Origin of the sequence: Azospirillum sp. TSH100, from assembly GCF_004923295.1 — a bacterium.
In the GTDB taxonomy this organism is placed as follows: Bacteria; Pseudomonadota; Alphaproteobacteria; order Azospirillales; family Azospirillaceae; genus Azospirillum.
Window position 1 is genome coordinate 1,133,931 of sequence record NZ_CP039634.1, and the last position, 26,359, is coordinate 1,160,289.

Consider the following 26,359-nt stretch of genomic DNA (forward strand, 5'->3'; position numbering starts at 1 on the left):
CGCGTCGCCGGATGTCTTACCATGGGGGTACAACCGCCACAACGCGAGGCCGGCGCGTCAACGGCCCGCAGAGGATATGCGCAAGGAAAAGGCGCAGAGGAGATGCATGGCTAGCGTCGCTGAGGCCGTTTCGGCCGCTCTCGACCATCACCGGGCGGGCCGGCTGGAGCAGGCGGAGACCCTCTATGGCCGCATCCTGCGTGCCGCCCCCGGCCATGCCGACGCCAGCCATCTGCTGGGGCTGCTGCTGGCCGAGACCGGTCGGGCGGCGGATGGCCTCGTCCGCGTCGACGCCGCGCTGGCGGCCAACCCCGCGGTTGCCGCCTACCATCTCAGCCGCGCCCGCATCCTCCAGGCGCTGGGACAGGAGCAGGAGTCGGTCCGCAGCCTGATCGCCGCCGTTTCCCTGCATCCTGGCGATGCGGAGGCCGCTTTGATGCTGGCCCCGTTGCTGCGCGGTCTGGCGGAGCAGCTGTTCGACGCCGGCCGGCCAGCCGAGGCGGCACCCCTCTACCGCCGCGTTCTGGCGCTGGCTCCCGCCGACCTGACGGCGGCCTTCGATTTCGCCCTCTGTGCCGCACAGACCGGGCGTCTGCCGGACGCGGCGCGGGCGGCCCGCATGGCCGGACGGCTCAACCCGGCGATCCAGCGTGCCGCCCTGTTGGAGGCGGAATGCTGGTCCGTCCAGGGCCTGCCCGCCGATGCGGCCGATGCGGCGCGTCGCGCCGTGCTGGCAGGGCCGCTTGATCCGCCGGCCCGCATGATGCGCGCGGTTTCGCTTCAACAGGCCGGTGCTGTGGAGCGGGCATCCTTGGCCTACCGGGCCTTGCTGGCGCTCGATCCAATCAGCCCGGCGGGCTGGGGCAATCTCTGTGTCGCCGCCCAGATGCTTGGGCTTCCCGGTGATGCCGTTCTTTCCGGCAGCCGCGCGGCGGTGCTGCTGCCGGACGATGCCGGTTTGCGCACCAACCTCAGCGCTGCCCTGCTGTCGGCCGAACGGCCGCGCGATGCCGCCGCCGCCGCGCGGCACGGTTTGGCCCTCGACCCGGCGGCGGCCGACCTGCTGCTGAATCTCGGCTCCGCCCTCGACACCCGCCATGCCTGCGATGCCGCCCGCCCCGCGTTGGACCGCGCCTTGCGCCTGCGGCCAAGGGATCCGGCGATCCTTGCCCAGCTCGGCCGGGTCTGCGAGGCCGTTGGTGACGTCCCGGCGGCCGGAGCGCTGCTGCGCCGTGCACTCGCCGCCACGCCCGGCGATGCGGAAACCTTGGCGGCGCTGGGTCGCACCGCGCTGGCGGGGAAGGATGCGCGTGGGGCGGAGCGGATCGCCCGGCGTGTCCGTCGTCTGCATCCGGATCTTCCCGCCGGTCTGCTGCTGTCCGGCGCCGTGGCCGAGGTGCTGGGGCGGGAGGACGAGGCGCTGGCGGCCTACGACCGGGTGATCCTGTGCACCCCCGGCCTCGGCACCGCTTTCACCCGGCGGTCGCTCCTGCTGCTGCGCCGCGCTTTCGGGACCACCCCGCTACGGCAGGGCCGGCGGCCGGCGGCGGAGCGGGTGATGGTGGGGCGGCTTGGCCAGGATGGACGGTTCGGCAACCAGCTCCTGCAATACGGCACCCTGCGCGCCTGCGCCGACCGGCTGGGATTGGAGCTGGAGGTTCCGGACTGGATCGGCCGGGCGCTCTATGGTCTGGACGACCCGCTGCCGCAGATGCCGTTGCCGGTGCTGCTGGAGGAGGAGTTCGATCATGCGGCGGCGCTCGGCGGACGCTCCGACGCCTGTGCCGGGCGGGACGTGGTGGGGTATTTCTGCGGCGACACCACGCCGCTTTGCTCCCATCGCGCCCTGTTCCGCAGCCTGTTCACGCCCGTCGGCGCGGTGGCGGAGCGGATGGACGCGGCATTGGCCCGCCTGCGCGGCGATGGCCGGACGGTGGTGGCGATCCACCTGCGCCGCGGTGATTTCGGCGGTGACCGCTTCTGGATCGCGCCGGAGGCTTGGTATCTCGACTGGCTGGCGGCGCTGTGGCCGACTCTCGACCGTCCGGTGCTGTTCCTCGCCACCGATGCGCCGGAGCTCGCGTCGCGCTTTTCCGCCTACGCCCCCGTCAGAGCCGATGATCTGGCCGATCCGCTGCCGGGGGTGGAGTTCCTTCTCGACCACTGGATTCTGTCGCGGGCGGATGCGCTGGCCGCATCCAACAGCTCCTTCTCCATCACCGCGGCGATGTTGAATGCCGGTGCCCGGATATTCGTCCGGCCCGACCGCCGTTTGAGGCGGCTGGTTCCCTTCGATCCATGGAGCGGACCGGTGCTGTGGGAGTAGGATGCGGCATACCCAGCAAACATAAAGATATCTTTATGCTTGCATGGTTCCGATACCGCTGATACATCCTTGGCCAATTGCAGCGGCAAGGCCGGGGATCCGGCCGACCCTTAATCCCGCCGCCCGAAACACCACCGCCCACCAGGAGTCATCCCTCATGGCCGCCGAATTCACGGACTACAAGGTCAAGGACATCAGCCTCGCGAGCTGGGGCCGCAAGGAGATCACCATCGCCGAGACCGAGATGCCGGGCCTGATGGCCCTGCGGTCCGAGTTTGGCGCCTCCAAGCCGCTGGCCGGTGCCCGCATCGTCGGCTGCCTGCACATGACCATCCAGACCGCCGTGCTGATCGAGACGCTGACCGCGCTCGGCGCCACCGTGCGCTGGTCGTCCTGCAACATCTTCTCGACCCAGGACCAGGCCGCCGCCGCCATCGCCGCCGCCGGCATCCCGGTCTTCGCCTGGAAGGGCGAGACGGAGGAGGAGTTCTGGTGGTGCATCGAGCAGACCCTGCGCGGCCCGGATGGCTGGACCCCGAACATGATCCTGGACGATGGCGGCGACGTCACCCAGATCATGCACGACAAGTATCCGGAAATGCTGAAGGACGTCCGCGGCCTGTCGGAGGAGACCACCACCGGCGTTCATCGTCTCTATGAGATGATGAAGAAGGGCACGCTGAAGGTTCCGGCCATCAACGTGAACGACAGCGTCACCAAGTCGAAGTTCGACAACCTCTATGGCTGCCGTGAGTCGCTGGTCGACGGCATCAAGCGCGCCACCGACGTCATGGTCGCCGGCAAGGTCGCCGTGGTCGCCGGCTATGGCGACGTGGGCAAGGGCTCGGCCGCTTCGCTGCGCTCGCAGGGCGCCCGGGTCCTGGTGACGGAGATCGACCCGATCAACGCGCTCCAGGCCGCGATGGAAGGCTATCAGGTCGTGACGATGGAGGATGCCGCTCCGCAGGGCGACATCTTTGTCACCGCCACCGGCAACGTCGACGTCATCACGATCGACCACATGCGCGCCATGAAGGACCGTGCCATCGTCTGCAACATCGGCCACTTCGACAGCGAGATCCAGATCGACGCCCTGCGCAATCTGGTCTGGGAAGAGGTCAAGCCGCAGGTCGACGAGGTGGTGTTCCCCGACGGCAAGCGCCTGATCGTTCTGGCCCAGGGCCGTCTGGTCAATCTGGGCTGCGCCACCGGCCATCCCAGCTTCGTGATGAGCGCCAGCTTCACCAACCAGGTGCTGGCCCAGATCGAGCTGTGGACCAACGCCGCCAACTACGAGAACAAGGTCTACGTCCTGCCCAAGCACCTGGACGAGAAGGTCGCCCGCCTGCATCTGGAGAAGATCGGCGCCAAGCTGACCACCCTGACCGACAAGCAGGCCGCCTACATCAGCGTGCCGACCGCCGGCCCGTACAAGCCGGACCACTACCGCTACTAAGCGGTCGCGGGGTTGAAAAAGAAGGGCCGTCCCGATGGGGCGGCCCTTTTTCTTTGCGGCGCTTAAACTGCCCTCTCCCGCCCCAGCCACTCCACCATCCCCTTGCCCGCCGCCACACCCAGGGCGAAGCAGCCCTGCAACAGATAGCCGCCGGTCGGCGCTTCCCAGTCCAGCATTTCGCCGGCCAGGAACAGGCCGGGGCGACGGCTCAGCATCAGCCGCTCGTCCAACTCCGACAGGCGGATGCCGCCTGCCGAGGAGATCGCCCGTTCGATGGGGCGGACACCGGTCAGCACCACCGACAGCCCCTTGATCTGGCGGGCCAGCGCCACCGGATCAGTGAGGTCGGCGGCTGGGGCGAACTCGCGCAGCAGGGCGGCGCGCGGGCCGGTCAGCGACAGCGACTTCTTCAGGAAGGTGGACAGCGACTCCGCACCGCGGCGGCGCAGGCGCTTGACCAGTTCGGCCTCGGCCATGTCCGGCAGCAGGTCCAGCGTCAGGGTCGCCCAGCCCTCCGCCGCGATGGCGTCGCGCAAGGGCGCGCTCAGCGCATAGACGGCACCGCCCTCGATCCCGGTCTCGGTGATGACGAATTCACCCTTCAGGCGCCGGCCGGCGGCAGACAGGCCGACACTCTTGACGGGCTGGCCGGCGAAGCGGTCGCGCAAATGATCGGACCAGGGCACCTCGAACCCCATGTTGGCGGGAACCAGCGGTGCGACCTCCACACCCAACCCCTCCAGCAGCGGAACCCAGCCACCGTCCGACCCGGTGCGCGGCCAACTCGCCCCGCCCAGCGCCAGCAGGGTGGCGCGCGGGGCGACGGTCACGCTCTCCTCGCCATGGCGGAATGTCAGGGCGCCGGTCCCGTCCCAGCCAGTCCAGCGATGGCGGCTGTGCAGGGTGACGCCCAGCCCGTCCAACCGCCGCAGCCAAGCCCGGACCAGGGTGGAGGCCTTCATCTGCACCGGGAAGACACGGCCGCTGCTGCCGACGAAGGTCTCGATGCCCAGCCCGGCCGCCCAGCCGCGCAGGTCGTCGGGGGAGAAGCCGGCCAGCAGGCGGCGGAACAGCGGTTCGGCGGCGCCATAGCGGGGTAGAAAACGGTCGAGCGGTTCCGAATGGGTCAGGTTCAGCCCGCCACGCCCGGCCAGCAGCAGCTTGCGCGCCGGGGTGGGCGTGTGATCGAACACGGCGACCCGCAGGCCGGCGGCCGCGGCGATCTCCGCCGCCATCAACCCGGCGGGGCCGGCGCCGACGATCGCCACGTCAGGGGTGGTATGGGGCACGTGGAAACGCCTTCACAAAAGGAAGTGCCCCCGTCCGCCCCAGGGCGGCGCCGGGATGGACGGGGGCATTCGGGTCTCGACCTCGGTTCCTAGATCGGATCGCGTAAAATCGGGCTCGATTTGAAGCGTGAATCCAATCGTCAAACATAAATCCATAGCATCCTGTGTTTCATATCAAACGCGGGATGCTCTGGAAATCAGTCCTCGTAATCCTGGTCCTGGGCGACTTCCTCGGCCAGATCGGCGGCGAGATCGGCGAAATAACCGGCGTCGACGTCCAGGCCGTTCTCCTCGCAGATGCGCATGAAGATGCGGTAGGCGTGCAGGATGGCGACGTCGAGGACGACGAGGTCCCCTTCCTCGCTATGGCGGTCAGTGATGTCCCGCTCCTGAAGGGTGGCGACGATGTCGTGCGCGGCGGCCTGAAGGACCGCGTCCATAGCTTGTTTGTGTTGGGTCGACATCGTGTGAATCCTCGTTCCGGTCGTGCTTCGCGTCCCCGCCCGGCCGGACCGGCGCCGCATGGCCGGCGGGGATGGTCGAACCGTCGGACGGAGCGGGCACATCGGGGGCTCCGTTCGTCCGCGAAAGTTCGGCTTCCCCCTTGTTGTAGAATCCTTTTTCAGGGCCGAACAAGCCCCTTCACGGGGCGCTCGGGCGCGTCCTTCCGGGGAGCCTCGTACCGGCTTCGCGGAGGTGCCGGTTCAGCGCGCGACGGGCGTGAGCAGGGCGGCGCCGACATAGCCCAGCGTCTTGCCCTTCCGCCCGACCCTGTACCAGCCGCCGATGGCCTCCAGCACGGTGACACGCTCGCCGGCTTCCAGCACATCCAGCACCTTGGCGTCGCAGACCGGGGCGACCCGCAGATTGCCGGCGGCGCGCAGTTTGACCACGGTCCCGCCGGACAACTGCGGGCGCTTCATCCGCCCAGGCAGATCGCCCGGCAGGGCGCAGCCGCGGTCCTCCGGATCGGCCTTGGCGTATCGGCCGGGCTTGGGGGGCGCTTTCGGCATGGCGCTGGCGGGGTCGGCGCTGGCGGACCGGGCAGGTGCCGCTTCAGCCAGATAGGCGCTGGTCACATAGCCCTGCGGCTTGCCGGCGCGGCCGACCCGCTGCCAGCCATTGGCCGGCGCGCCGAAGGCCGTCACCTGCTCGCCCTTTTCCACCGTATCCAGGACCCGGCCCTTGGCGTCCGGCGTCGCCCGAAGATAGATGCCCGCGGTGGCGGTCATCGTCCGCCGAACGGGAGCGGCCGGGGGCTGGGGGGCGGCCACATCCTGCGCCACCGGCTCCTTGGCGCCCGGCTCCTTTGTGGCGGACTCCTTAGCGATGGGCTGCGCCACCGCTTCGTCCTGCGGCTTCGTGGGCGGTATGGGGGGGGCCTTGATGGTCGGGGAGGGGGGGAGCCCGGCGTCCGGCGGCTTGGGCGCCGCGGCCGATACTGGGGACACTGCCGGTGGCGGGATGGTGGCGGACCGCACCGGTGCGGATTGCGGGTTGGGCGGCGACAGCGGGGGCGGCGCTTCCGGCGGATGTTCCCAGACCACGCCGGGAGTCAGCGGCGGCGAAACCGCCTGGGACGGAGTCAGGCGGGGAAGGGCGACGATGGGAGCAGGGGACGGGGACAGCCGTTCGGTTGGGGCTTCCGCCAGTGCGCCGGCGGGGAAGCCGAGCAGCCCGCCCAGCAGCAGGGCCGGTGTCGTGATCCGCAGGCAGGCGACCAGCCGCGCTCCAGCCATCACCCTCTCCTCAATCGAGTGTGATGCGGGCGATCAGCGTCGGCAGCGTCTGACAGCGCAGCAGCCCGTCCAGCGTCCGGTGTTCGGCCAGCCGAAGGGTCAGCGCACAGCCGAAGGAATTCACCGCCAGTTCGGTCTGCGCCAGGGTGCCGACGATGCTGGATGGCCGCGCAATGCTGTAGCCGGGTGCGCCCAGCTTGCCGGCCAACGCGCCGTTGACCGGGCTGAAGCCGTCGATTTCCAGCGTCATCGGACCCAGATTCTGCACGACCACCTCTGAACTGGGATCCTCCTTGGTCGCATAGAGCTGGACCGGGACGGCGCGGTGACGGGCGATCCAGTCCTTCAGCGCCAGATTGGCGACCACCGGATCGCGGCTTTGCAGCGCCGCCTCCATCGCCGTCTGGCGCAGTGCCGGGTCGTTGCCGCCCAGCGCCGCCTCGAAGGCGGCCAGCCGCGCCGCCCGGTCCGTGCCGGCCAGCTTGCCGCGCAGGTCGGCAACCTGGGCGATGCGGGCCTCGACCGCCCGGCGCTCCGTCTCGGCGCGGGCCGCTTCGGCCTTGGCGGCGGCGGTCTGCTGCGCCAGTCTTTCCTCTTCGCGCCGGCGGCGCTCGGTGTCCTCGGCCAGACGTTGCGCGGCGTCCCGGTCCAGCTGCTCGCGCAGGCTTTTGGCCTCCGGTGTGCCCAGCACAACCGTGCGGCCGGGCAGTTCGGCCGCCGGCTTGCCCAGTCCGTCAAGCAGGCCGGGGGTCTGTGGTGTCAGCGCCACCGTCCAGCCGCCTGCCCCACGGCTGGCGAGCGCGGTCGCCACCCAGCTCTTGACCAGTCCGGCCTCCGCCGCCGGGCGCACAAAGGTCACCGGCCCTTCGCGGCTGTCCACCAGATAGGTCGGTCCGCCCAGCACCAGCTTTGCGGTCACCCGCGCCGCCACCTGTGGTTCCGGCGATGCCGGAGCCGGCAGCGGTTCGACGGTCAGCGCTTCGATGCGCCAGGGAGCCGGCAGCAGCGCTTCGATGCGGGGGCGCAGGACACTATCCGGGATCGTTTCGGCCGGGGCGGTCTCCGTGGCCGGGGCGCTTGCCGCCAACGCGTCGACCGCTATCCCGGTGGCCAGGAGAGCGGTCAGAAATCCCGCCGTGATGCGGGCCGCGAATCGTCCGTCCCCCGGTCGCGCCATCGCCGATCCTCCCCCATGTCCGGCGTCCTATCCCAGCCGCCCGGCACTGGTATAGCGAAGGTACCGGTCAAGGGAAGCGGCTTTTCCCGGCAACCTGCCGATCTGCGGTTGGGCACAATACCCGCCTGCGCCGGATTGTCACGTGAAGCCGCACCCATGGGTCGAATTGGACTTGGACGCCACACGCCACTTGCAATATGGTCACACAAATGGATGTATTGGCTCCGCATCGAGAGAGCGGGACGCAACGGATGGGGAACGGGGTTTCCGATGGGGGGCACGGGCAGAGGTAAGGACGGACCGGGGCTGCTCTGCCGCAACGTCAAGGTCAGCGGACGCCGGACCAGCCTGAGAATGGAGCCGTACATCTGGGACTCGCTGAAGGAAATTTGCGAGCGTGAACGGCTGACCCTCAACGAAATCTGCACACAGATCGACGAGCGGCGTGGAGAGGCCAACCTGACCGCCTCCATCCGCGTCTTCATCGTCAGCTATTACCGCACCGCCATCGGCCAGCGCGGCTTTTCGGAAGACGGCCAGTCGCCCCTGCTGCGCAAGGCGATGGACGACGCCGTTCCCCTCGACTGACACGGGATTGGGCCCGACGGCAGCATGCCAGACGGAAGCAGGGGCCCGCTCCCGTAAATCCCGGCTTCACCAGCGCAGGCTCGGCACCGCGTAGGTCGGCATGTGGCCCGATGCGTCGGCCAGGGCGCGCAGGTTGACCGGATCGACCGCAGCCCCCCAGGCAGCACCACCCAATTCTTCCTGATGGATGCCGGCGGTGACCAGCGCCACGTCGATCCCGGCGGCGTTGGCGCCGGCGACGTCGGTGCGCAGGCTGTCGCCCACCGCCAGGATGCGGCTCCTGTCGGCGATGCCCAGCAGCTTGAAGCAGCGCTCGTAGACGGGGGCATGCGGCTTGCCGTGCCAGCGCACGTCGCCGCCCATTTCCTCGTAGCGGGCGGCCAGCGTGCCGGCGCAGATCACCAGCATCGGCCCGACCATCACCACGAGATCGGGGTTGGCGCAGATCATCGGCAGCCCGGCGGCCAGGCAGGCATCCAGCTGCGGCTGATAATCCGCCACCGTTTCGCCGAAGGTGACGATGCCGGTGTTGACGACGAAATCCGCCTCTGCCGGGGTCGCGGCGATCTGGTAGCCGAGCCCGTCATAGACGTCGATGTCGCGGTCCGGCCCGATGTGGTAGAGCCGCCGGCCGAGGGCGGCGTGCCAGGGATCGTCACGGTCGCGCAGCGCCTCGTAGGTCGCCTCGCCGGAGGTCATGACATGGTGGTAGCGCTCGCGCCCCAGCCCCATGCCGTCCAGCTTCTCGATCACGCCGGGGGTGCGGCGCGGGGCGTTGGACAGCAGACATACGGTCTTGCCGGCGGCGCGCATGCGGTCCAGGCAGTCGGGCACGCCGGGATAGGGCTGTTCGCCGTCATGCAGCACGCCCCACAGGTCCAGGATGAACCCGTCATAACGGTCGATGACCTCGGCGATGCCGGAAATCTGTAGGATGTCGGCCATGGTGTCCGGTCGGTTTGATGGAGGGGGTGGGATCGGATTGCGTCGATCGGATTGCATCGACGGGCCGATCTCAGCGTGGTTGCAGCAACTCCGCATAGACCGCCAGCGTATCGGCGCACATGCGGTCCTTGGTGTAGCGGTCGGCGACGAAGGCGATGGCGCGGGCGCCGATGGCCTCACGCTGTTCCGGCGTCAGCGACAGCGCCTCGTCCAGCGCCCGGGCCAGCGCGTCGGGGTCGTCCGGCGGCACGACCCAGGCGGTCTCGCCGGGAACCACGGTCTCCTGATAGGCGCCGATGGCCGAGACGACCACCGGCTTGCCCATCGCCTGTGCCTCCACGATCACCCGCCCGAAGGCTTCCGGCTCGCGCGAGGCGGAGACGACCACCGTCGACAACAGGTAGGCGGCGGCCATGTCGCTGCAATGGTCGGTCATCCGCACCACGCCACGCAGGCCTGTGCTGGCGATGCGGTTCTCCAGCTCTTCCCGGTAGCCGGTGCGGCCCTGGTCGGACCCGACCAGCAGGGCCAGCACGTCCTTGCGCCCCAGCCTGGCCAGCGCATCGATCAGCACGATCTGACCTTTCCAGCGGGTCAGCCGGCCAGGCAGCAGGATCACCGGCCGGTCGTCCGGCAGGTTCCATTGTTTGGCGAGCGTTACCAGCCGCGTCGGGCTGACCCGGTCGGGGGCGAAGACTCCGCGGTCGATGCCGCGGTGGATGATGCGCACGCGCTGCGGATCGACCGGGTAGTTGCCCAGCACATGGTCGCGGATGAAGCCCGAGATGGCGATCACCCGCTCGCCCCGGGCCATCACGGAATTGTACCAGCGCTTCAGCCGGCCGGCGACCGGCCCCGTGCCGAAATTGTAGGGAGCGTGGAAGGTGGTCATGTAACGGGCGCCGGTCTCGCGGCAGGCAAGCCACGCGCTCCAAGCCGGCGCGCGGGAGCGGGCATGGACGATGTCCACCTTGTGCTCGCGGATGATGGCGGCCAGCCGGCGGGCGTTGCGGCGGATGGTCAGCGGGTTCTTTGATGCCAGTGGCAGCGTCAGGTGGGTGATGCGGGCACGGTCCAGTTCGCGCACCATCGGCCCGCCTTCGGACGCCACCAGCGGCGTGCCGCCGGCGGCCTGAAGGGCAAGCGCCATGTCGATGCAGCCGCGCTCCGCTCCGCCTGTGACCAGCGTCGGCACCACCTGAAGCACCGTCGGTGCCCGGCCGCCCGGCCAGTGCCCCGACCAGTCGGGGACGGAGCCGTCCTGATGGGCGTCCGCGTTGCGCGGGGAGTGGTCGGTGGTAAGGTGGGGGTCGAAATCCATGATGCCGGCTGCTCGCAAGGGGCGGCCCGGGACCGGCCGCAGGCCCCGGCATGCCGGACCGCCATCGATCCCGGTGCCCGACCGCTTGTCGGTGTCCGTTTGTCGAAGGTGACCGTATGACCGAAACCGCAGCCCATCCGGGCGGCGCGCACCATAGCCTAACGCGCGGTGCCGCGACCATAGCCTATCACCACACCCCTGCCGGCCCGTCCGGGCAGGGCAAGCCGGGCGTGACGTTCCTGGGCGGCTTCATGTCCGACATGACCGGCGGCAAGGCGACGGCGCTGGAAGCCTGGGCGGTGGCGCGTGGTCTGTCCTTCACCCGCTTCGACTATCAGGGCCACGGCGCCTCCAGCGGCCGGTTCGCCGACGGCACCATCGGTTTGTGGGCCGACGACGCGCTGGCAGTGCTCGATCAGGTGACGACGGGGCCGCAGATCCTGGTCGGCTCATCGATGGGCGGCTGGATGATGCTGCTGACCGCGCTCCGCCGGCCGGAACGGGTGGCTGGGCTGGTCGGCATCGCCCCGGCACCGGACTTCACCGAAGACCTGATGTGGGACATCTTCGACGCCGACACCCGCCGCCGTATCATGGAGGAAGGCGTCTGGAACCGCCCGTCGGAGTATGGTCCCGAACCGCAGCCGATCACCCGCGCCCTGATCGAGGACGGCCGCAACCACCTTCTGCTGCGCGGCCCCATCGCCTTCGGCGGTCCCGTCCGCCTGCTGCACGGCCAGCGCGACCCCGACGTCCCCTGGCAACTCAGCCTGCGCATCGCCGAGGCGCTGACCGGTGACGATGTCCGTGTCACGCTGGTGAAGGATGGCGACCACCGCCTGTCCCGCCCGCAGGATTTGGACCTGCTGTGCCGCACCGTCGGCGCCCTGGTGGACGAGGTTGGCGGATGAGAGTGGCGCGGTTTTGCGTGCCGCCAAAAAAACGTCGTTTGTGTGAAACGGAGGCTTGCATAGCCGTGAACCTCTGGCTATAACGCGGGCCTCTACGGAGGGGTGGCCGAGCGGTTGAAGGCGCACGCCTGGAAAGTGTGTATACGTCAAAAGCGTATCGAGGGTTCGAATCCCTCTCCCTCCGCCACGAATTTTCAGCCCAAGCAATTGATTTGCTTGGGCTTTTTCGTTTCCGGGAAATGCGTTCCCCACAGTTTGCCCTAGGTTTCTCGGTGGATTGACGCCGCTGTCAGCGGATGTTCACAGACGGAAGCCCATTTCCCACGGATCGCCGGAAGCTTCGCCAGCGCAGCACCTCATGCCCGCCGTGCTGGAACTGCCGCATGACAATGGTGCGCTTCAGCTCCTTGATCGCCAACGCCATGGTCACCCACCCTTGCCGCACCTCAACCGCCGGATAGCCGTCCTCGGTTGGCGTGTTCAGCGTCGAGCGGGCCAAGTGCGGGTCGATCCCCGCCGACACCACGTTGAAGCGGTCGCAGAGATCGCGGATGCAGTCCTTCGCAGCGCGAAAGTCCACCACGTTGCCGGGCGTCGGCTCGATCAGCCCGTCATCGGCCCAGCGGACATAAAGCAACCCCTCCCGGTCTTGCCGGCCGCGCAGGCTGTCGCCCGGGCAGAAGAAGTGCGGCAGCACCGTATAGCCGGTGCCGACACGCCAGCACACCACCACCGCCGTCAGGTCCGAGTTGCCGGATATGGCCGCCCCCAGCCAGCACGTCGAGGTCGAGCGGCGCTACGCCAGCGTCATGGACGGACATCTCAACGAACGGATCCGTCGAGTGAGCCTTTTCATTTTGCGATGTACTTCAGCCTACCGCTAGAGATTTGCCCCGATGTGCCCAAATAGAAAAGCCCGCTCCACGTCCGGCAATTGCCGGTGCGGGGCGGGCTGTCAGTCGGTGCCTGGAACGGAAGGGGCGTTGCCCCTTCTTACTTCGACCGCGACACGCGGCGCAGAAAGTCGATGAACTGCGCCTGCTCTTCCGGGGACAGATCCTTGACCATGCCCTGGTCGTGCGCCTGGACGCGCGGGATCAGGTCGTCCATCAGCGTCTGACCTTCCGGCGACAGGCGCAGCGCGTAGGAGCGGCGGTCGTTGGGCGAGGGTGCGCGGACCACGAGGCCGCGCGACTCGAGCCGGTCGATCACCGCGACCATGGTCGACCGGTCGATGCCGACTGCCGTGCCCAGATCGGACTGCGACAGGCCTTCATTCTCCCGGATCATGATCAGCACGCCGAACTGGCCGGGCGTGATGTCATGCGGAGCGACCGCATTCTGAAAACTCTGGAACACCGCAACCTGAGCCTTGCGCAGGTTGTAACCCACCAGCTCCGGAAGGGGGCCAAGGGCGAGCTTGCCGTTCTTGCCGGGCCGCAGACGCGACCGCCGGTCGGCGGGGGTGGAACGCTCGTTGTCAGTCACCGTGGATGCCATATTTTGGATGAATTATCGGATGAACGGATAAAATGCGGGCAAGGCTTTCGTTTGTCAGCAAGAACCGCACAGACGACAGGCTATGCATACCAGATATGCGTTCGGCGTATTGGTGGGCGCGCGTACAAATTCCATCTTGAAGAGTCAAGAAGTGATCGACGCCGATTCGACGCCGATCGCCCGACCCGCGGTTTCCCCTGCCGCGCGCGGGTTCCCGAATCGGAGCTTCCGACGCCCGGTCCCCCCCAGACCGGGCGTCTTCGTTTTCCGAGGCCTTCCTTTCCGCGACCCGACCGGACTTTCGGACGCCTGTGCAGGGCAGGGCGGATGGTTTGGGCGCTTGGTCCGTTGCCGGCTTTCGGGTTAGCTGTTCGACAGTGTTCCAACCAGAGAGCCGATGCCATGGCCTTCGCCATTCCCCTGTGGTCCCAGCCGGCCGTCCCCGTCGCGGGCGGCGACCCGTTCCCGGTGCGCCGCATCTATTGCGTTGGCCGCAACTATGCCGCCCATGCGCGCGAGATGGGTGCTGATCCCGACCGCGAGCCGCCCTTCTTCTTCATGAAGCCGGCCGACGCCATCGTCGCCGATGGCGCCACCGTCCCCTATCCGCCCAAGACCGCCAACCTGCATCACGAAATCGAGCTGGTGGTGGCGATTGGGGCCGGTGGGCGCGACATCCCGGCCGACCAGGCGCTGGATCACGTGTTCGGCTATGCCGTCGGCCTTGACATGACCCGGCGCGATTTGCAGAACGCCGCCAAGAAGGAAGGCAAGCCCTGGGATATGGGCAAGGGCTTCGACCAGTCGGCACCCTGCTCCACCATTCGCACCGTCGCTGACATCGGCCATCCGGACAAGGGCGCCGTCACCCTGCAGGTGAATGGTGAGCTGAGGCAGAAGGGCGACCTGTCCGACCTGATCTGGTCGGTGGCGGAGACGATCTCCTACCTCTCCGGGCTGGTCGAGCTTCAGCCGGGCGACCTGATCTACACCGGCACGCCGGAGGGCGTCGGCCCGGTGGTAGCCGGCGACGTGCTGACCGGTGCGGTCGAGGGCGTCGGCACCCTGACCCTGACCATCGCCTGAGCCGCCGCCGATGCGCATCGCGACCTGGAACATCAATTCGGTCCGCATGCGTCTGGACCTCCTCCTCCGCCTGATGGAGGAGGAGCGGCCGGACGTGATCTGCCTGCAGGAAACCAAGGTGGTGGACGCCGACTTCCCACTCGGCCCGTTGGCGGAGCGCGGCTATGTCCATGCCCACATCCACGGCATGAAGAGCTACAACGGCGTCGCCATCCTGTCCCGCCTGCCCTTCGAGTCGCACGACGTCCAGCACTGGTGCGGCAAGCAGGACTGCCGCCATGCGCTCGCCCACCTGCCGGGCGGGATCGAACTGCACTGCGTCTACATCCCCGCCGGCGGCGACATCCCCGACCCGGCGGTGAACGACAAGTTCGCCCACAAGCTCCAGTTCCTCGACGAGATGACCCATTGGCTAGGCACGGAGCGGTCGCCCGACCGGCCGATGGTTCTGGTCGGCGACCTGAACATCGCGCCCTTGGAGCAGGACGTCTGGAGCCACAAGGAACTGCTGTCGGTGGTCTCCCACACACCCATCGAGGTTTCAAGGCTGGCGGCGATGCAGGCTTCGGCCGGCTGGGTCGACGCCATGCGCCGCTTCGTTCCGCCGGAGGAGAAACTCTACACCTGGTGGAGCTACCGGGCGAAGGACTGGGCGGCCTCCAACCGCGGCCGGCGCCTGGACCATATCTGGGTGACCCCGCCGCTGGAAGGTGCGCTGACGGGCATCAAGGTGCTGCGGGATGCCCGCGGCTGGGAGCCCAAGCCGTCGGACCATGTTCCGGTGATCGTCGATCTGGATGTCTGAAGATGTAGGGGCTAGAGGGTGAGGGGGCGGTTGAGCCCTCTCACTTCTGCGAAGCCTTACTCAAGCAGGCTGATGTTCAGCCGCAGCAGTTCCGGCGTGCCGTCTTCGGCCAGCCGGAACAGGTGGGCGCAGCCGTTGCGCAGTTCCTCCGCCGGGTCATCGCGCATGTCCCAGCCGGTGGCGAGAGAATGGAGCGCGCGCAGGATGCCGTTGTGGGCGACGGCGCCCGTGGGCCGCCCTTCTGCCGCCAGATCGGCGAGCCAGGAGCGCAGGCGGACCTGAACCTCGCGCGGGCTTTCGCCGCCGGGGGCCTTGAAGTCCAGCCCCAGCCGGTCGTGACGGGCCGGCATGCGGCCGTCGGCGCGCAAATCCTCGGTGCGCTGTCCTTCCCACGCGCCCCAATCCATCTCGACGATCCGCGGTTCCGGCGTGGGGGCGAGGCCGAGCAGCAAGGCGGTTTCCCAGGCCCGGCGTTTCGGGCTGGCGACCCAGCGCAGACCGGCCGACTCGGGTGGCAGGCGATAGCGGGCAACCCTCGCGCGGCCGGCGTCGGACAGCGGCTCGTCGATGCTGCCCTGGATGCGCCCTTCGGCGTTCCAGGCGGTCGGGCCGTGGCGCAGGATCAGAAGGGGTGTCATGACCGTACCGGGGCGCGGGTGGCGGGGATACGCCCGAAGTTCAGGGCTTCCGTGCGATTCGCGCTTCAGACGATTCCGTCTGAAACGATCGCACTCTAGCGCTTCGCCGCCTTCTGCACCGGCATTTCCTTCACCTGGGCCAGGGCCAAACGGACGCGCGACAGCTCGGGCGATGTGACGGCAGCCGATTTCTCCGGGGCCGACCTCCCCGGGGCCTTGGCCGGCTTCGCCGGCGGCTTGCCCGGTTTGGAGGTGGCGTCGGCAACCTGGATGGCGCCCTTTCCGCTGCCGCTCTTCTGGGCGAGAGCCTGGGCCCTGGCGCGGGCGCGGGCCTGCGCCTCCAGGATCTGCGGCGCGCGCGGTTCGCCGATCTTCGGCGTCCAGGTGCGGAAGGGACCGGTGTCGACATGGACATGGCCGGTATGGGCATACATGGCATAGCCGCCACGCTGCATCGCCGCCGCTTCCTCCGCCAGGCGCGACGGCGGAATGCCGGCGATGGAGAAGTCGGCTGCCTGTCCGCGCATGTGATAGGAGTTCTCGGCGACGTTTGGATTCGTCCGGGCGAGGCTGGCGTTGGTGGCGCTCGACCGGTAGCCCGAGGTGATGCGGATCGGCGACTCGGGCGGAGCGCCGACACGCTGGCGCAGTTCCACCAGCATGTCGATCAGGGCCGGATCGACCGGGATAACCTCGTCGCTGCGGCGGTCCCGGAACAGAACGGCGATCTCGCGCATCGCCGCCGGATCATAGCCGCCACCGGGACCCTCACCTGGGCGCCAGTAGGTGACGGATGTCGTCTCGCCGCTGGCAGGATGGTGCAGGACCACGCTTCGCGGTCCGCCATCCATCTTAGCGCCTTCCAGCGGCGGCGTGGTGGCGCAGGCGCCAAGCTGCGTCGCGACGGCCAGAACGGCAAGCATCCCCAAGGCACGACCGGTCATGCGCATCGCTTTCCCCCGAGCTTTGCACGCTTGAACGCCCCCGCCCGCCCCAGTCATGGCGGGGTTGCGCACCGATCTAATACCAAGATTGTCACAGGAGGCCAGTGTGACAAAGCAACCTGTGGCGTATTGAACACGCACAAGCGCTTTTGTTCAGTGGTTCTGATTGTTCACGATTCAACCGATACGGATTGTGCCCAGTCTACAGGGACAGTTCCATCCCTTCGCGGGCGACCAGAGATCCGGGGCGCATCGCGTCGGCCTCCGCCGCGATGGCGTCCAGCGCATCGTCGGTGCGGGCCGGGTCGTGGTGGAAGATCACCGCGCGGCCAACTCCGGCGGCCTCGGCCAGCCGCAGGCATTCCTGCCAGGTCGAATGGCCCCAGCCGACGCGTGACGGGTATTCCGCGTCTGTGTAGGTGCTGTCATACACCATCACGTCGGCGCCGCGCAGCAACTCCAGGATCACCGGGTCGCGTCCCTCGGCCGGATGTTCGGTGTCGGTCAGGATGCACAGACTGCGGCCGCCATGTTCCACCCGGTAGCCGGTGGCGCCGTCTGGATGGTTCAGGCGGCAGGTGCGCACCACGACATCCCCCGTCGCTTCAGGAACCAGCTCCAGCGTCTGCCCGGCCTGGAAATCGCGGAACTGGCAGTCGGCGCGGAAGATCTCGACCGGCACCGGGAACAGCGGCGCGGTCATCATGTCGGCCAGCACGGTGCGGAAGGGCCTGTCCGGAGGCAGATGTCCGGCCCACAGCCGCAACCGGCTGGCGGGATCGAAGGCCGGCGCGAAGAAGGGCAGGCCACTGATGTGGTCGAGGTGACTGTGGGTCAGCAGCAGGTCGATGTCCACCGGTCCACCATCGCGCGCCAACGCTTCGCCCAGTGGGCGGATGCCGGTGCCGCAATCGAAGACGATGTGGGCGCCGCCGCAGCGTACCTCGATGCAGGCGGTGTTGCCGCCATAGCGAACCGTGGCCGGACCGGGCGATGCGATGCTGCCGCGCACGCCCCAGAAGCGCACGGTGAAGGGAGACCCGCCGGCCTTTTCTGGGGCGGTCGGTCGCATGGAATCGATGGCTGCACGGACGGTCATGACGTCGCCATCGTGGCCGCCAAGCCTGCTCGAGTCTAGTAAATCTCTCCCGCCCGTTTCCCGTCCGGATGACATCTCCCGGATATCGGGAAAGGCGTTTGAAGACGGCCTGTCGCGAGTCGGCACCCTACGAAGGGCATCTGTCCAAACCCATAAGATGTGGTAGGTTGGGGCTCGTCGCGCATTGCGCGGCATGACCTTTCCAGGGTCCCCGCGCGGGTGGGGACCGGCTCCGGCGGAACCCGACGCGGATGGATCCTGACAAGCTCGCCAAAGTCCTCGCCATGGCCGAGTCGGAGCATCAGGGCGAGGCGCTGTCCGCACTGCGCGCCGCCCGCATCATGCTGTCCCGTGCCGGCCTGTCCTTCCGCGATCTGGCGGAACGCGCCCGCACACCGGTGCCGCACGCACCCGAACCACCGCCTGCCGCCCAGCCGTCGGAGCCTGCCCATGCGCCGGCTCCGCCGCCGCCGCCGGACGAGCTTGTGCGCGGTCTGCGCCGGCAGGTGAAGGATCTGGAGCTGGAACTTGCGACCCTGCGCCGCCAGCTGGACAAGGCGGCGGGCGATGCCGACCGCCAGCGCGAAGAGGCCGACCGCTGGCGCACCCTGGCCCGCGAGACGGCGGAAAAGCTGTGGGACATGGGCAAGGCGCTGGAGCGCAAGCATTCCCGCCATGCCGATACCGACAAGCGGCGGGCCGTCCTGGAACTGTTGCAGGATCCCGGCAGCGCACTGTTGTCGGACCGCGAGATTGCGCGCCGTGTCGGCGTGTCGGCGCACGACGTCGCCCATTGGCGCCGCCGGATGGCGATCGTCGGGCGCAAGCTGCGGTTGCTTCCGGTGGTGCAGCGTGGCCGCGGCTTGTGGGGCGGTCCTTCCGCGACCGGCCTTGGAGTGGCCCGGTTGGGAAAGCCTCACGCGAAGCCCCAGTCTAAGCCTCATGCAGGCGAGCGCCACCGCTGGCTGGGCTTCGCGGGCGAGGTCACCATCGCCGAGCGGGGAAGTCGGCGGGGGGTGGCCGCCGTCGGACGGTGACCGGCGGCCTCTTGATCGGTGGCTTGGCTGATCAGCCACCCGGTTTAACGGTGGTCAGGGCACCAGACGATAGCCGCCGGGCTCCGTCACCAGGATGCGGGCGTTCGACGGGTCGGCCTCGATCTTCTGGCGCAGGCGGTAGACGTGAGTCTCCAGCGTGTGGGTGGTGACCGCGGCGTTGTAGCCCCAGACCTCCCCCAGCAGGGTTTCGCGCCCGACCACCAGATCGCCGGCGCGGTACAGGTATTTCAGGATCGCCGTCTCCTTCTCGGTCAGGCGGATTTTGCGGTTGGCGGCTTCGTCCAGCAGCAGCTTGGCGCCGGGGCGGAAGCTGTAGGGGCCGATGGCGAAGACCGCATCCTCCGTCTGCTCGAACTGGCGCAGCTGGGCGCGCAGGCGGGCGATCAGCACCCCGAGGCGGAAGGGTTTGGTCACATAGTCGCTGGCGCCGGATTCCAGCCCCAGGATGGTGTCGGCGTCGCTGGCCGATGCCGTCAGCATGATGATCGGGCAGCGCACGCCCTCGCGGCGCAGCAGCTTGCACACGTCGCGCCCGTCCATGTCCGGCAGCCCGACATCGAGCAGGATGGCGGAATAGCCGGTTCCCGCTTCGGCCGCCGTTCGAACCACCTTCAGCGCGCCGGCACCGTCGCCGGCCTCCTCAGTCTCGACCTCCTCCAGCAGTCGCAGCTGCTCCGCCAGCGACTGGCGCAGGGCGGTGTCGTCGTCGACCAGAAGGATGCGCTTTGCGTTGGTCATGGGCTGCGAGGGGGGACGGAGTCGGGAGGTGGAAGCCATCGGCGGCTGGGCCGGAGCCGCGCCTTAGTAGCATGGCCCCGGTGGATTGTCGTGATGGCTTGTGGCGACGTGCGGCCTGACCCCCTAGAGAACCGCCAGCAGCGCCGCCGCTCCGTCCGTATCCGTGGCGGCACGGATGATCCGGTCGGGCTGGACGCCCAGTTCCCGCACTGCGGCGGCGACGTCGTCGTCGCGCACCGCGACACGGCGCATCAGGGCCAGCGCCCCCTGTTCCAGATTGCGGCGTACCGTCGCTTTCTCGGCGGTAAGGCCCGGTTCCGTCCAATGCAGGCGTTCGACCAACGCAGTGAAGCGCAGGCGGCGGCTGTCGGCGGGCAGGCTGGCAGCGAGGTTGGGCAGGGCGTTGCCGTCCAGCAGGACCGGGGCGCCATCCGGCAGGCGCGCCAGCGCCACGTCGGCCGCCAGGATCGCTGACGGGTCGACCTGCGGGTGCGGGCCGGGCAGGGCGTGGAGCGTGATACCGGCCCCGGCGGCGCGCAACGCGTCGACCATGCGGCGGCCATAGGCGTCGGACGGAAGATCGGCTGGCATGATCATGTGGAGGGCGCCGGACAAATCCTGGTCCTGAGCGGTCGGGGATGGCGTCGAAGGGATGAGCACGGGGGAAAGGCTCCCGATTCAAAGGCTGCGGTTCCCATCCTAGCGCCGATGATCCCGGAGGCGGAGCGGCCCGTTGGGGGTGTCGACTCCGTTGCCGATCCGACCGGATGACTGGGTTGGCATCCGGCCCGATTTGGTGCGTCAGCGGCGCGGGTGGGGCCCTGGGCCGGACAGGCTAGCGGGATCGTTGCGCGTTGGGCAACTGTGTGGCGCGCGGGAATCGCTGGACAGGGGCGCGCCACCTGCGCTTTGCTTCGCCCGCCGAACGCACCATGTCCCCTTTTTCGCGCCGGATCCGGCGCACCCGCTACGCAAAGCCGCTGACGATGCAAGCCGAACGCCCTTCCGACGCCACCACGGTCACCCTGTCCGCGCCCGCGACCGCCGCCAAGGCGGCTCCGTCCACGGCTCCCATCGACGAGGCCGCCGTGCGCGCCGTCGACCGGGCGTTGGCCGCCCTGCGCCGGGGCGAGGTGGTGGCGATCGAGACCGCCGACGGCACCGTCGGCGCCGCCGTGTCGGTGGAATCGGTGGCGCTCGACGCGGTGGAGCGGCTGAAATCGCTGACCGGCGGTACCCCTCGGCTGGTGGTCACCCGCCGCCGCGCCGTGGTTCTGGGGCTTGCCTCGGCCGATGCGGCGCAGCCGGTGAGCGACATTGCCGACGATCAGGCGCCCGGTGCGGCGGCCGAGGCGTTCGGCGCCATGACACTCGACCGGCCCGGAGGGTTGAGCGCCGATCAGGCCCATGCGCTGGCCGATCCCGAACAGCATCCGCAGGCGCAGGACGCGCTGCCGGCCGGACTGACCGCCGGTGAGGCCTGCCCCGGCAGCCGCGAGGCCGCCGCGGTGGACCTTGCCCGCTTGGCCCGCCTGCTGCCCGCCGCGATCACTGCCGACCTGCCGTCGTCGCCCGTGGTCAGCCCCCCGGTAAGGGCTGCGGAGTGGGCGGCGGAGCATGATCTGCTGCTGGTCCGCGCGTCGGACGTTGCCGACTACCGTGTGCATGTGGTGCGCACCCTACGCCGGGTCGCCGATGCGCGGGTGCCGCTGGTCGGTTCGGAGAACACGCGCATCTACGCCTTCCGCCCGGCCGACGGCGGACCGGAGCATCTGGCCATCGTCATCGGCGATCCCGATCCGGCGCAGCCGGTGCTGGCCCGCCTGCACTCCGAATGCTTCACCGGCGATCTGCTGGGGTCGCTGCGCTGCGACTGCGGAGACCAACTGCGCGGCGCCATCGCCGAGATCGCCCGTCAGGGCAGCGGCGTGCTGCTGTATCTGGCTCAGGAGGGGCGCGGCATCGGGCTGGTCAACAAGCTGCGCGCCTACCGCATCCAGGACCGCGGTTTCGACACGGTGGATGCCAACGAGATCCTCGGCTTCGAGGCCGACGAGCGCGTCTATCTGCCGGCGGCGGAGATGCTGCGGCAGCTTGGCTTCGAGTCCGTCCGGCTGATGACCAACAATCCGGAGAAGCTGCGTCAGCTCGCCCGCTGCGGCATCGCGGTGGTGGAGCGGGTGGCCCACATCTTCCCCGCCAACGGCCACAACGAGGCCTATCTCCGTACCAAGGCGGAACGCAGCGGCCACATGTTCTGAAGCCGCCGGTCCGGCTCTGGGCAGCCGGAGGACGGCGGGGCAGGAATCACCATGCCGGCCCGGCAGTTCTTGCCGCCCCCTCGCCGTCCGTGGCGCGCTGGGAATCGGATTCCGGGTGCTGATCTTGCGGATCCTCCCGAATTGGCCGAATCCACACCGGATCCGTTCCATCGGCTTGGCACGCCGTTTGCTGTAGCTGTGGGGACCACCGAGCCGGGAGACCGCCCATGGCCATCGACGCCACCACCATCGACAGCAGTGCCGTTCAGCGTCCGGCGCCGCGCGAAAAGGCGTCGCCGGTCATCAGCGACGGTCACAATGGCGGCCCGGTGGAAATCCAGGGCGAAATGTCCTTCTGGGACTTTCTGGACATCATCAACCCGCTGCAGCACATCCCGATCGTCAGCACCATCTATCGCGAGATCACCGGCGACACCATCCAGCCGTCCATGCGGATCATGGGCGACATGCTGTACGGCGGCGTGATCGGTGGAATGGCCTCCATCGCCAACGCGGTGGTCGAACAGGCGACGGGTAAGGATGTCGGCGATACGGTCATGGCCTCGCTCGGCATTGGTGGCGGCGACCATCCCGCCGCTGCCACTGCCGTCGCGGACGCCTCGGGGGGGCCGGCGGCATCCGGCTCCCCCGCGGAGCCGCAACAGGCCCCCGCCGGCGGCCTTGCCGCAGCGCTGGCCGCGGCCAAGCCGGCCGACCTCGCCTCGGCACCGCAGCAGTCTGCCGCCACCGGGCAGCCGATCCGGCTCACGGCGGCCTCGTCGGCCGCTCCGCCCGCCGCGGCCAAACCTGCCGCCACCTCTGCGGATGCCTCGCCGGTCCTGGCCGCGCAGCTTGCGGCTGGTGCACCCCCGCACCCCAGCAAGATGCCGGCGCGCGACACCCCGCTGGCCAGCTCGGCGCTGGCGAAGCATGCCGCTCCGCGCTATGCGGCGCCGGTTCCGGGAGCGGTGACGGCCTCCGCGCGCTCCGTCGGCGCGACCGGAGCAAATGTGGGCGGCAATGCTGCGGCCAACGGCGGCCAGCCGCAGCCCGGCGCCGGGCAAGCGGCCAATGGGCAGCCGGGCGATGCCGCTCCGGCCGCGGGAGCGGCTCCGGTCACGCCGGACATGCTGTCGGAGACGATGATGCGCAACCTTGCCAAGTACGAGCAGTCGCGCAGGGCGGCGCAGACGGCCACCAGCACCACGCGGGTATCGGGATGACCATTGAAATCACCGTGATGGCGGACCAGCCGGGCTCCGACAACGTCGGACCGGCCACGACCGGCCGCCTGTGCTGGCCGGGCGGAGAAGCACCCTGTGTGCTGGGCCGCGGTGGTGTCCGTGCCGACAAGCGCGAGGGCGATGGCGCCACCCCTGTCGGCCGCTTCCCGCTGCGCCGCGTGCTGTGGCGGGCCGACCGGCTGCCGCAGCCGGAGACCGGGCTGCCGCTCCATCCCATCACCGAGCGGGACGGCTGGTGCGATGCACCGGACGATCCCGCCTATAACCGGCCGGTCACCCGTCCTTATCCCGCCAGCCATGAGGAGATGTGGCGGGCCGACCATGTCTACGACATCGTGGTGGTGATGGGGCACAATGACGACCCGGTTGTGCCGGGAATGGGCAGTGCGGTGTTCCTGCACCTCGTCCGTCCCGACCGGGCGCCCACCGCGGGCTGTGTCGCGCTGGCGACCGGCGACATGCTCCGCCTGCTGAAGGACTGCGGGCCCGGCAGCGCGCTGAGCGTCGCCGGGCCCGCAGCCTGATGCCTCCAACGACGGTCGCGCCCGCTATTCGGCGAGATGGGGACGGGCGCCGAAGATCGCCGTGCCGACCCTCACATGGGTGGCGCCGAAGCGCACGGCGGTCTCGTAATCGCCGCTCATGCCCATGCTGATCTCCGACAGCCCGAGCCGGCGCGCCATCCCGGCGAGCAGGGCGAAATGCATCGCCGCTTCCTCATCCACCGGCGGGATGCACATCAGTCCGGTAACCGGCAGTCCAAGCCGGTCGCGGCAGTCGGCCAGGAAGGCCTCGACCTCTGCCGGGGGGATGCCGGCCTTCTGCGGTTCCTCGCCGGTGTTCACCTCGATCAGGCAGCGTGGACGGCGGCCGGTCTTCGCCATCTCCTCCGCCAGCGCCTCGGCCAGTTTCGGACGGTCCAGGGTCTGGATGACGTCGAACAGCGTGACGGCGTCCTTGACCTTGTTGGTCTGCAGCGGACCGATCAGATGCAGTTCCAGGTCGGGGAAACGGTCCTTCAGCGCCGGGAACTTGGCCTTGGCCTCCTGCACGCGGTTCTCGCCGAACACGCGCTGGCCGGCGGCGAGCGCTTCCTCCACCGCTTCGGCCGGATGGGTCTTCGACACCGCGACCAGAGTCACGGCGCCGTCGCCGCGTCCGCAGGCCGATGCGGTCTCGGCAATGGCGCGCCGCACCGAGTCGAGCCGTGCCGTCACGCTGTCCGCGTTCACGGAACCGCCTGGTTCCGCCCCGGTTTGCGTATCTTTGCCAGTGCCCTGCGTCGTCGTCATGGCCGCCCCCAATCCGGTCGCTGCGGGTATACAGCGCTTCCGCGGCGTGTTAGCGGACGGTCCGCGGAAACGCAAGCGCCCCAAGCGACCGTGCCCGCTGCCTCCGGAGTTGCTGGCGGTACCGCCGGCGGATCTCCGGCGCGGGCATCGTCATCGTTCTGCATATCGAGGAGACCTCCGCATGCGGAGTCCGTTTCGTTCCCTGCTCTCCGCCCTGACGCCGGCCATCCCCGCCGGCCTGTTCGCCGCCGCGCTGGCCGTCGGCTGGTGCGCAGTCAGCCCTGCCCATGCCGAAGAGCCTTCGAGGCAGGCGCCGAAGGCTGCCGCCCAGGCCAAGCCCGGGGCCAAGCAGAAGGCGGCCAAGGTCATGCTTGGGTCGCCGATGACGAAGGTCCGCTTCAGCGAGCCGGCGTACCCGTTGACCGACGACGGCACCTACCGGACCTATATGGACAAGATCCTGGAGGAATATGGCCGCCGCTGCGTGCGGCAGGAGCAGTTCGGCTGGGAGGTCGCGAAGGACGACCAGGAGCGTCTGGACCATATCTTCCAGGGGACGATGGCCAATTACGGTCGCATGGATTATCTGCTGGGCGAGATCCATCCGAAGGCGGTCACCGATCCGGAAACCATCGTTTTCCTGGGCGACCGTGAGAAGGAACGCTATCTGCTGGTCTGGGCGCCGCTGGAGGCATCGGTGCTGTTCATGTTGTGCGATACGGCGGACAAGGACGCCAAGGCGGACCAGCCCAAGACGTCTCCAAAGAAGTAAGCCGGACCCGGATACGAAGACAGGCGACGGATGCCTCCGTCGCCTGTCTTCGTATCAGTTCCTGGACGCTTGCCGCTTAGAAGGCGAAACGGGTGTCCCACAGGACGATGTTGGCATCGTTGTTCACGCCGCCGACCTTGTTGTCCAGATAGCTGTATTCCAGGCCGGTGGTCAGGCCCGGCGCCACCGTGTAGGTCACGCCGGCCTGCCAGACATGGGCGCGCGAGTTCAGGCCGGCGAAGTTGCTGTCGATGCCCTTGGCATCGGTGTAGGTGGCGGCCAGGATCACCGAATCGATGGTGTAGTTGGCGCCGACGATCCAGATCTGCTGGTCGTCCACGCCGCGGGTTCCCTTGGCATAGCCGCTGTCGCCGCTGAAGGCATAGCTGCCGCCGACCTTGAAGCCGGCGTAGGACACATTGGCGCCGACATGGACCGAGGACAGATCCTCAAGCCCGCTGGCCGCCTTGGCGAACTGGTAGGCGGCGCTCGCCTCCAGGCCGAAGCCGCCGAACTCACCCTTATAGGTGGCCTGAACCTCGCCCATGTCGTGATAGGCGGTGCTGTTCTTGCGGCGGTTGATGTCGGTGTTGCTGCTGCCATAGACCGGGGTGTAGGCGGCACCGACCTGGAAGCCGGCGAAACTCGGCGTCAGATAGATGATCTTGCTGCTGGCGTCGCCCGACTCCAGCGTGCGCAGGCTGCCCAGCACATAGGGGGCGCCGTTGGCGTTGGCGTAGTAGTTCAGGAACTGGGCATCCGGCGAGCCTTCGATGCCTTCGACGTTCGGGCCGATGATGCCGTATTCGTCCGACAGGCCATTGATCACGCCGGCCTGGACGGTGCCGAAGCCGCCGTTAACGAACATGAACGCGCGGTCGCTGTCGGTACTGCGGTTGTTGTTGGTGCCGCCGGCGGCACGCAGGCGCAGGCGGGCGCCGTATTCCAGGCCGTTGTCGGCCTTGGCCGTCGGGGTGATGGTGAGGCGGAAGCGATTGGCGAACTCGGTCTTGCGCAGGCCGGCGTTGTTGTCCTGGTCGACATAGGCACCCTGGAAATAGGCGTCGCCGCCCAGCAGGACATCGAACTTCGACTGGGCCGAGGCGGTGCCGCAGCCAGCGGCGAGGGCAGCAGCGGCGCAGCCGATGACGAGAGAACGCTTCATGGGGT

The 26,359-nt window shown here is 68.8% G+C and carries 26 protein-coding genes and 1 tRNA gene; 12 read left to right on the forward strand and 15 right to left on the reverse strand.

Annotated elements, in window-relative coordinates; genetic code table 11:
- Window positions 1-106: 106 nt before the first annotated feature.
- Complete coding sequence (locus tag E6C72_RS05405) at window positions 107-2,326, forward strand: tetratricopeptide repeat protein (RefSeq protein WP_109444259.1); 2,220 nt, start codon at window positions 107-109, stop codon at window positions 2,324-2,326.
- Between the two features lie 157 nt (window positions 2,327-2,483).
- Complete coding sequence (ahcY, locus tag E6C72_RS05410; RefSeq protein WP_109444258.1) at window positions 2,484-3,782, forward strand: adenosylhomocysteinase; 1,299 nt, start codon at window positions 2,484-2,486, stop codon at window positions 3,780-3,782.
- Between the two features lie 62 nt (window positions 3,783-3,844).
- Here ahcY and E6C72_RS05415 read toward each other — a convergent pair whose 3' ends face one another.
- From E6C72_RS05415 to E6C72_RS05430, 4 genes are all read right to left on the reverse strand, one after another.
- Window positions 3,845-5,017: a TIGR03862 family flavoprotein gene (locus tag E6C72_RS05415; protein ID WP_247876105.1), complete on the reverse strand. Its 1,173-nt coding sequence runs from the start codon at window positions 5,015-5,017 to the stop codon at window positions 3,845-3,847.
- 251 nt (window positions 5,018-5,268) lie between these two features.
- A complete protein-coding gene (locus tag E6C72_RS05420; RefSeq protein WP_063633438.1) occupies window positions 5,269-5,535 on the reverse strand; it encodes a hypothetical protein in 267 nt (88 codons plus the stop codon).
- A gap of 240 nt (window positions 5,536-5,775) precedes the next feature.
- Entirely contained in the window at window positions 5,776-6,810 is a 1,035-nt protein-coding gene (locus E6C72_RS05425; protein ID WP_109444256.1) for an SH3 domain-containing protein, read from the reverse strand.
- Between the two features lie 10 nt (window positions 6,811-6,820).
- The gene (locus E6C72_RS05430; RefSeq protein ID WP_109444255.1) at window positions 6,821-7,987 is read right to left on the reverse strand and encodes a hypothetical protein; all 1,167 of its coding nucleotides are present in this window, start codon (window positions 7,985-7,987) and stop codon (window positions 6,821-6,823) included.
- Window positions 7,988-8,341: 354 nt separating this feature from the next.
- Here E6C72_RS05430 and E6C72_RS05435 point away from each other — a divergent pair, with 354 nt between their 5' ends.
- The gene (locus E6C72_RS05435) at window positions 8,342-8,575 is read left to right on the forward strand and encodes a ribbon-helix-helix domain-containing protein (protein WP_247876099.1); all 234 of its coding nucleotides are present in this window, start codon (window positions 8,342-8,344) and stop codon (window positions 8,573-8,575) included.
- 66 nt (window positions 8,576-8,641) lie between these two features.
- On the opposite strand, the gene E6C72_RS05440 is transcribed toward E6C72_RS05435, so the two are convergent.
- Together E6C72_RS05440 and E6C72_RS05445 are read right to left on the reverse strand one after the other, a co-directional pair.
- On the reverse strand, window positions 8,642-9,520 hold the full coding sequence (locus tag E6C72_RS05440; protein WP_109444253.1) for a TIGR01459 family HAD-type hydrolase: 879 nt from the start codon (window positions 9,518-9,520) through the stop codon (window positions 8,642-8,644).
- Window positions 9,521-9,590: 70 nt separating this feature from the next.
- Window positions 9,591-10,841 carry a glycosyltransferase family 4 protein gene (locus E6C72_RS05445; RefSeq protein WP_109444252.1) on the reverse strand — a complete coding sequence of 417 codons (1,251 nt, stop codon included), beginning with the start codon at window positions 10,839-10,841 and terminating at the stop codon, window positions 9,591-9,593.
- Window positions 10,842-10,957: 116 nt separating this feature from the next.
- Here E6C72_RS05445 and E6C72_RS05450 point away from each other — a divergent pair, with 116 nt between their 5' ends.
- Window positions 10,958-11,752 carry an alpha/beta fold hydrolase gene (locus E6C72_RS05450; RefSeq protein WP_136700665.1) on the forward strand — a complete coding sequence of 265 codons (795 nt, stop codon included), beginning with the start codon at window positions 10,958-10,960 and terminating at the stop codon, window positions 11,750-11,752.
- Between the two features lie 96 nt (window positions 11,753-11,848).
- Window positions 11,849-11,939: transfer RNA gene (locus E6C72_RS05455), tRNA-Ser, on the forward strand.
- Between the two features lie 102 nt (window positions 11,940-12,041).
- On the opposite strand, the gene E6C72_RS05460 is transcribed toward E6C72_RS05455, so the two are convergent.
- Both E6C72_RS05460 and E6C72_RS05465 read right to left on the reverse strand, forming a co-directional pair.
- Window positions 12,042-12,485, reverse strand: coding sequence for a terminase TerL endonuclease subunit (locus E6C72_RS05460; RefSeq protein ID WP_247876098.1), 444 nt, complete (start codon window positions 12,483-12,485; stop codon window positions 12,042-12,044).
- A gap of 260 nt (window positions 12,486-12,745) precedes the next feature.
- Window positions 12,746-13,240 (reverse strand): MarR family winged helix-turn-helix transcriptional regulator, encoded by a 495-nt coding sequence (locus tag E6C72_RS05465; RefSeq protein WP_244560711.1) that lies wholly within the window; start codon window positions 13,238-13,240, stop codon window positions 12,746-12,748.
- Window positions 13,241-13,654: 414 nt separating this feature from the next.
- Between E6C72_RS05465 and E6C72_RS05470 the strand changes: the two genes are divergently transcribed.
- Both E6C72_RS05470 and xth read left to right on the forward strand, forming a co-directional pair.
- Window positions 13,655-14,338, forward strand: coding sequence for a fumarylacetoacetate hydrolase family protein (locus tag E6C72_RS05470; RefSeq protein ID WP_109444250.1), 684 nt, complete (start codon window positions 13,655-13,657; stop codon window positions 14,336-14,338).
- Window positions 14,339-14,348: 10 nt separating this feature from the next.
- Window positions 14,349-15,143 carry an exodeoxyribonuclease III gene (gene xth, locus E6C72_RS05475; protein ID WP_109444249.1) on the forward strand — a complete coding sequence of 265 codons (795 nt, stop codon included), beginning with the start codon at window positions 14,349-14,351 and terminating at the stop codon, window positions 15,141-15,143.
- Between the two features lie 56 nt (window positions 15,144-15,199).
- Here xth and E6C72_RS05480 read toward each other — a convergent pair whose 3' ends face one another.
- The 3 genes from E6C72_RS05480 to E6C72_RS05490 form a co-directional block, all read right to left on the reverse strand.
- Window positions 15,200-15,781, reverse strand: coding sequence for a histidine phosphatase family protein (locus tag E6C72_RS05480; RefSeq protein ID WP_109444248.1), 582 nt, complete (start codon window positions 15,779-15,781; stop codon window positions 15,200-15,202).
- A gap of 95 nt (window positions 15,782-15,876) precedes the next feature.
- The gene (locus E6C72_RS05485) at window positions 15,877-16,725 is read right to left on the reverse strand and encodes a DUF882 domain-containing protein (RefSeq protein WP_247876097.1); all 849 of its coding nucleotides are present in this window, start codon (window positions 16,723-16,725) and stop codon (window positions 15,877-15,879) included.
- 202 nt (window positions 16,726-16,927) lie between these two features.
- Complete coding sequence (locus E6C72_RS05490; protein WP_109444246.1) at window positions 16,928-17,824, reverse strand: MBL fold metallo-hydrolase; 897 nt, start codon at window positions 17,822-17,824, stop codon at window positions 16,928-16,930.
- A gap of 251 nt (window positions 17,825-18,075) precedes the next feature.
- On the opposite strand from E6C72_RS05490, the gene E6C72_RS05495 reads away from it, so the two are divergent.
- Window positions 18,076-18,861: a hypothetical protein gene (locus E6C72_RS05495; RefSeq protein WP_109444245.1), complete on the forward strand. Its 786-nt coding sequence runs from the start codon at window positions 18,076-18,078 to the stop codon at window positions 18,859-18,861.
- A 54-nt stretch (window positions 18,862-18,915) separates the two neighbouring features.
- On the opposite strand, the gene E6C72_RS05500 is transcribed toward E6C72_RS05495, so the two are convergent.
- A complete protein-coding gene (locus E6C72_RS05500) occupies window positions 18,916-19,620 on the reverse strand; it encodes a response regulator transcription factor (protein WP_109444244.1) in 705 nt (234 codons plus the stop codon).
- Window positions 19,621-19,743: 123 nt separating this feature from the next.
- A complete protein-coding gene (locus E6C72_RS05505; RefSeq protein ID WP_109444243.1) occupies window positions 19,744-20,217 on the reverse strand; it encodes a glycosyl transferase in 474 nt (157 codons plus the stop codon).
- Between the two features lie 389 nt (window positions 20,218-20,606).
- On the opposite strand from E6C72_RS05505, the gene ribA reads away from it, so the two are divergent.
- The 3 genes from ribA (at window position 20,607) to E6C72_RS05520 (ending at window position 23,649) form a co-directional block, all read left to right on the forward strand.
- Window positions 20,607-21,881, forward strand: a complete 1,275-nt coding sequence (gene ribA / locus E6C72_RS05510) for a GTP cyclohydrolase II (protein WP_247876104.1) — start codon at window positions 20,607-20,609, stop codon at window positions 21,879-21,881.
- Between the two features lie 227 nt (window positions 21,882-22,108).
- Entirely contained in the window at window positions 22,109-23,104 is a 996-nt protein-coding gene (locus tag E6C72_RS05515; RefSeq protein ID WP_109444242.1) for a hypothetical protein, read from the forward strand.
- The gene (locus tag E6C72_RS05520; protein WP_109444241.1) at window positions 23,101-23,649 is read left to right on the forward strand and encodes a L,D-transpeptidase; all 549 of its coding nucleotides are present in this window, start codon (window positions 23,101-23,103) and stop codon (window positions 23,647-23,649) included. The genes E6C72_RS05515 and E6C72_RS05520 overlap by 4 nt, the downstream gene beginning before the upstream one ends.
- A gap of 24 nt (window positions 23,650-23,673) precedes the next feature.
- Here the strand turns inward: E6C72_RS05520 and E6C72_RS05525 are convergent, their stop codons facing one another.
- The gene (locus E6C72_RS05525; RefSeq protein WP_247876096.1) at window positions 23,674-24,417 is read right to left on the reverse strand and encodes a YggS family pyridoxal phosphate-dependent enzyme; all 744 of its coding nucleotides are present in this window, start codon (window positions 24,415-24,417) and stop codon (window positions 23,674-23,676) included.
- Between the two features lie 181 nt (window positions 24,418-24,598).
- Between E6C72_RS05525 and E6C72_RS05530 the strand changes: the two genes are divergently transcribed.
- Entirely contained in the window at window positions 24,599-25,189 is a 591-nt protein-coding gene (locus E6C72_RS05530; protein ID WP_109444240.1) for a hypothetical protein, read from the forward strand.
- A gap of 76 nt (window positions 25,190-25,265) precedes the next feature.
- Here E6C72_RS05530 and E6C72_RS05535 read toward each other — a convergent pair whose 3' ends face one another.
- Window positions 25,266-26,354, reverse strand: coding sequence for a porin (locus E6C72_RS05535; protein WP_109444239.1), 1,089 nt, complete (start codon window positions 26,352-26,354; stop codon window positions 25,266-25,268).
- Between the last annotated feature and the right edge of the window lie 5 nt (window positions 26,355-26,359).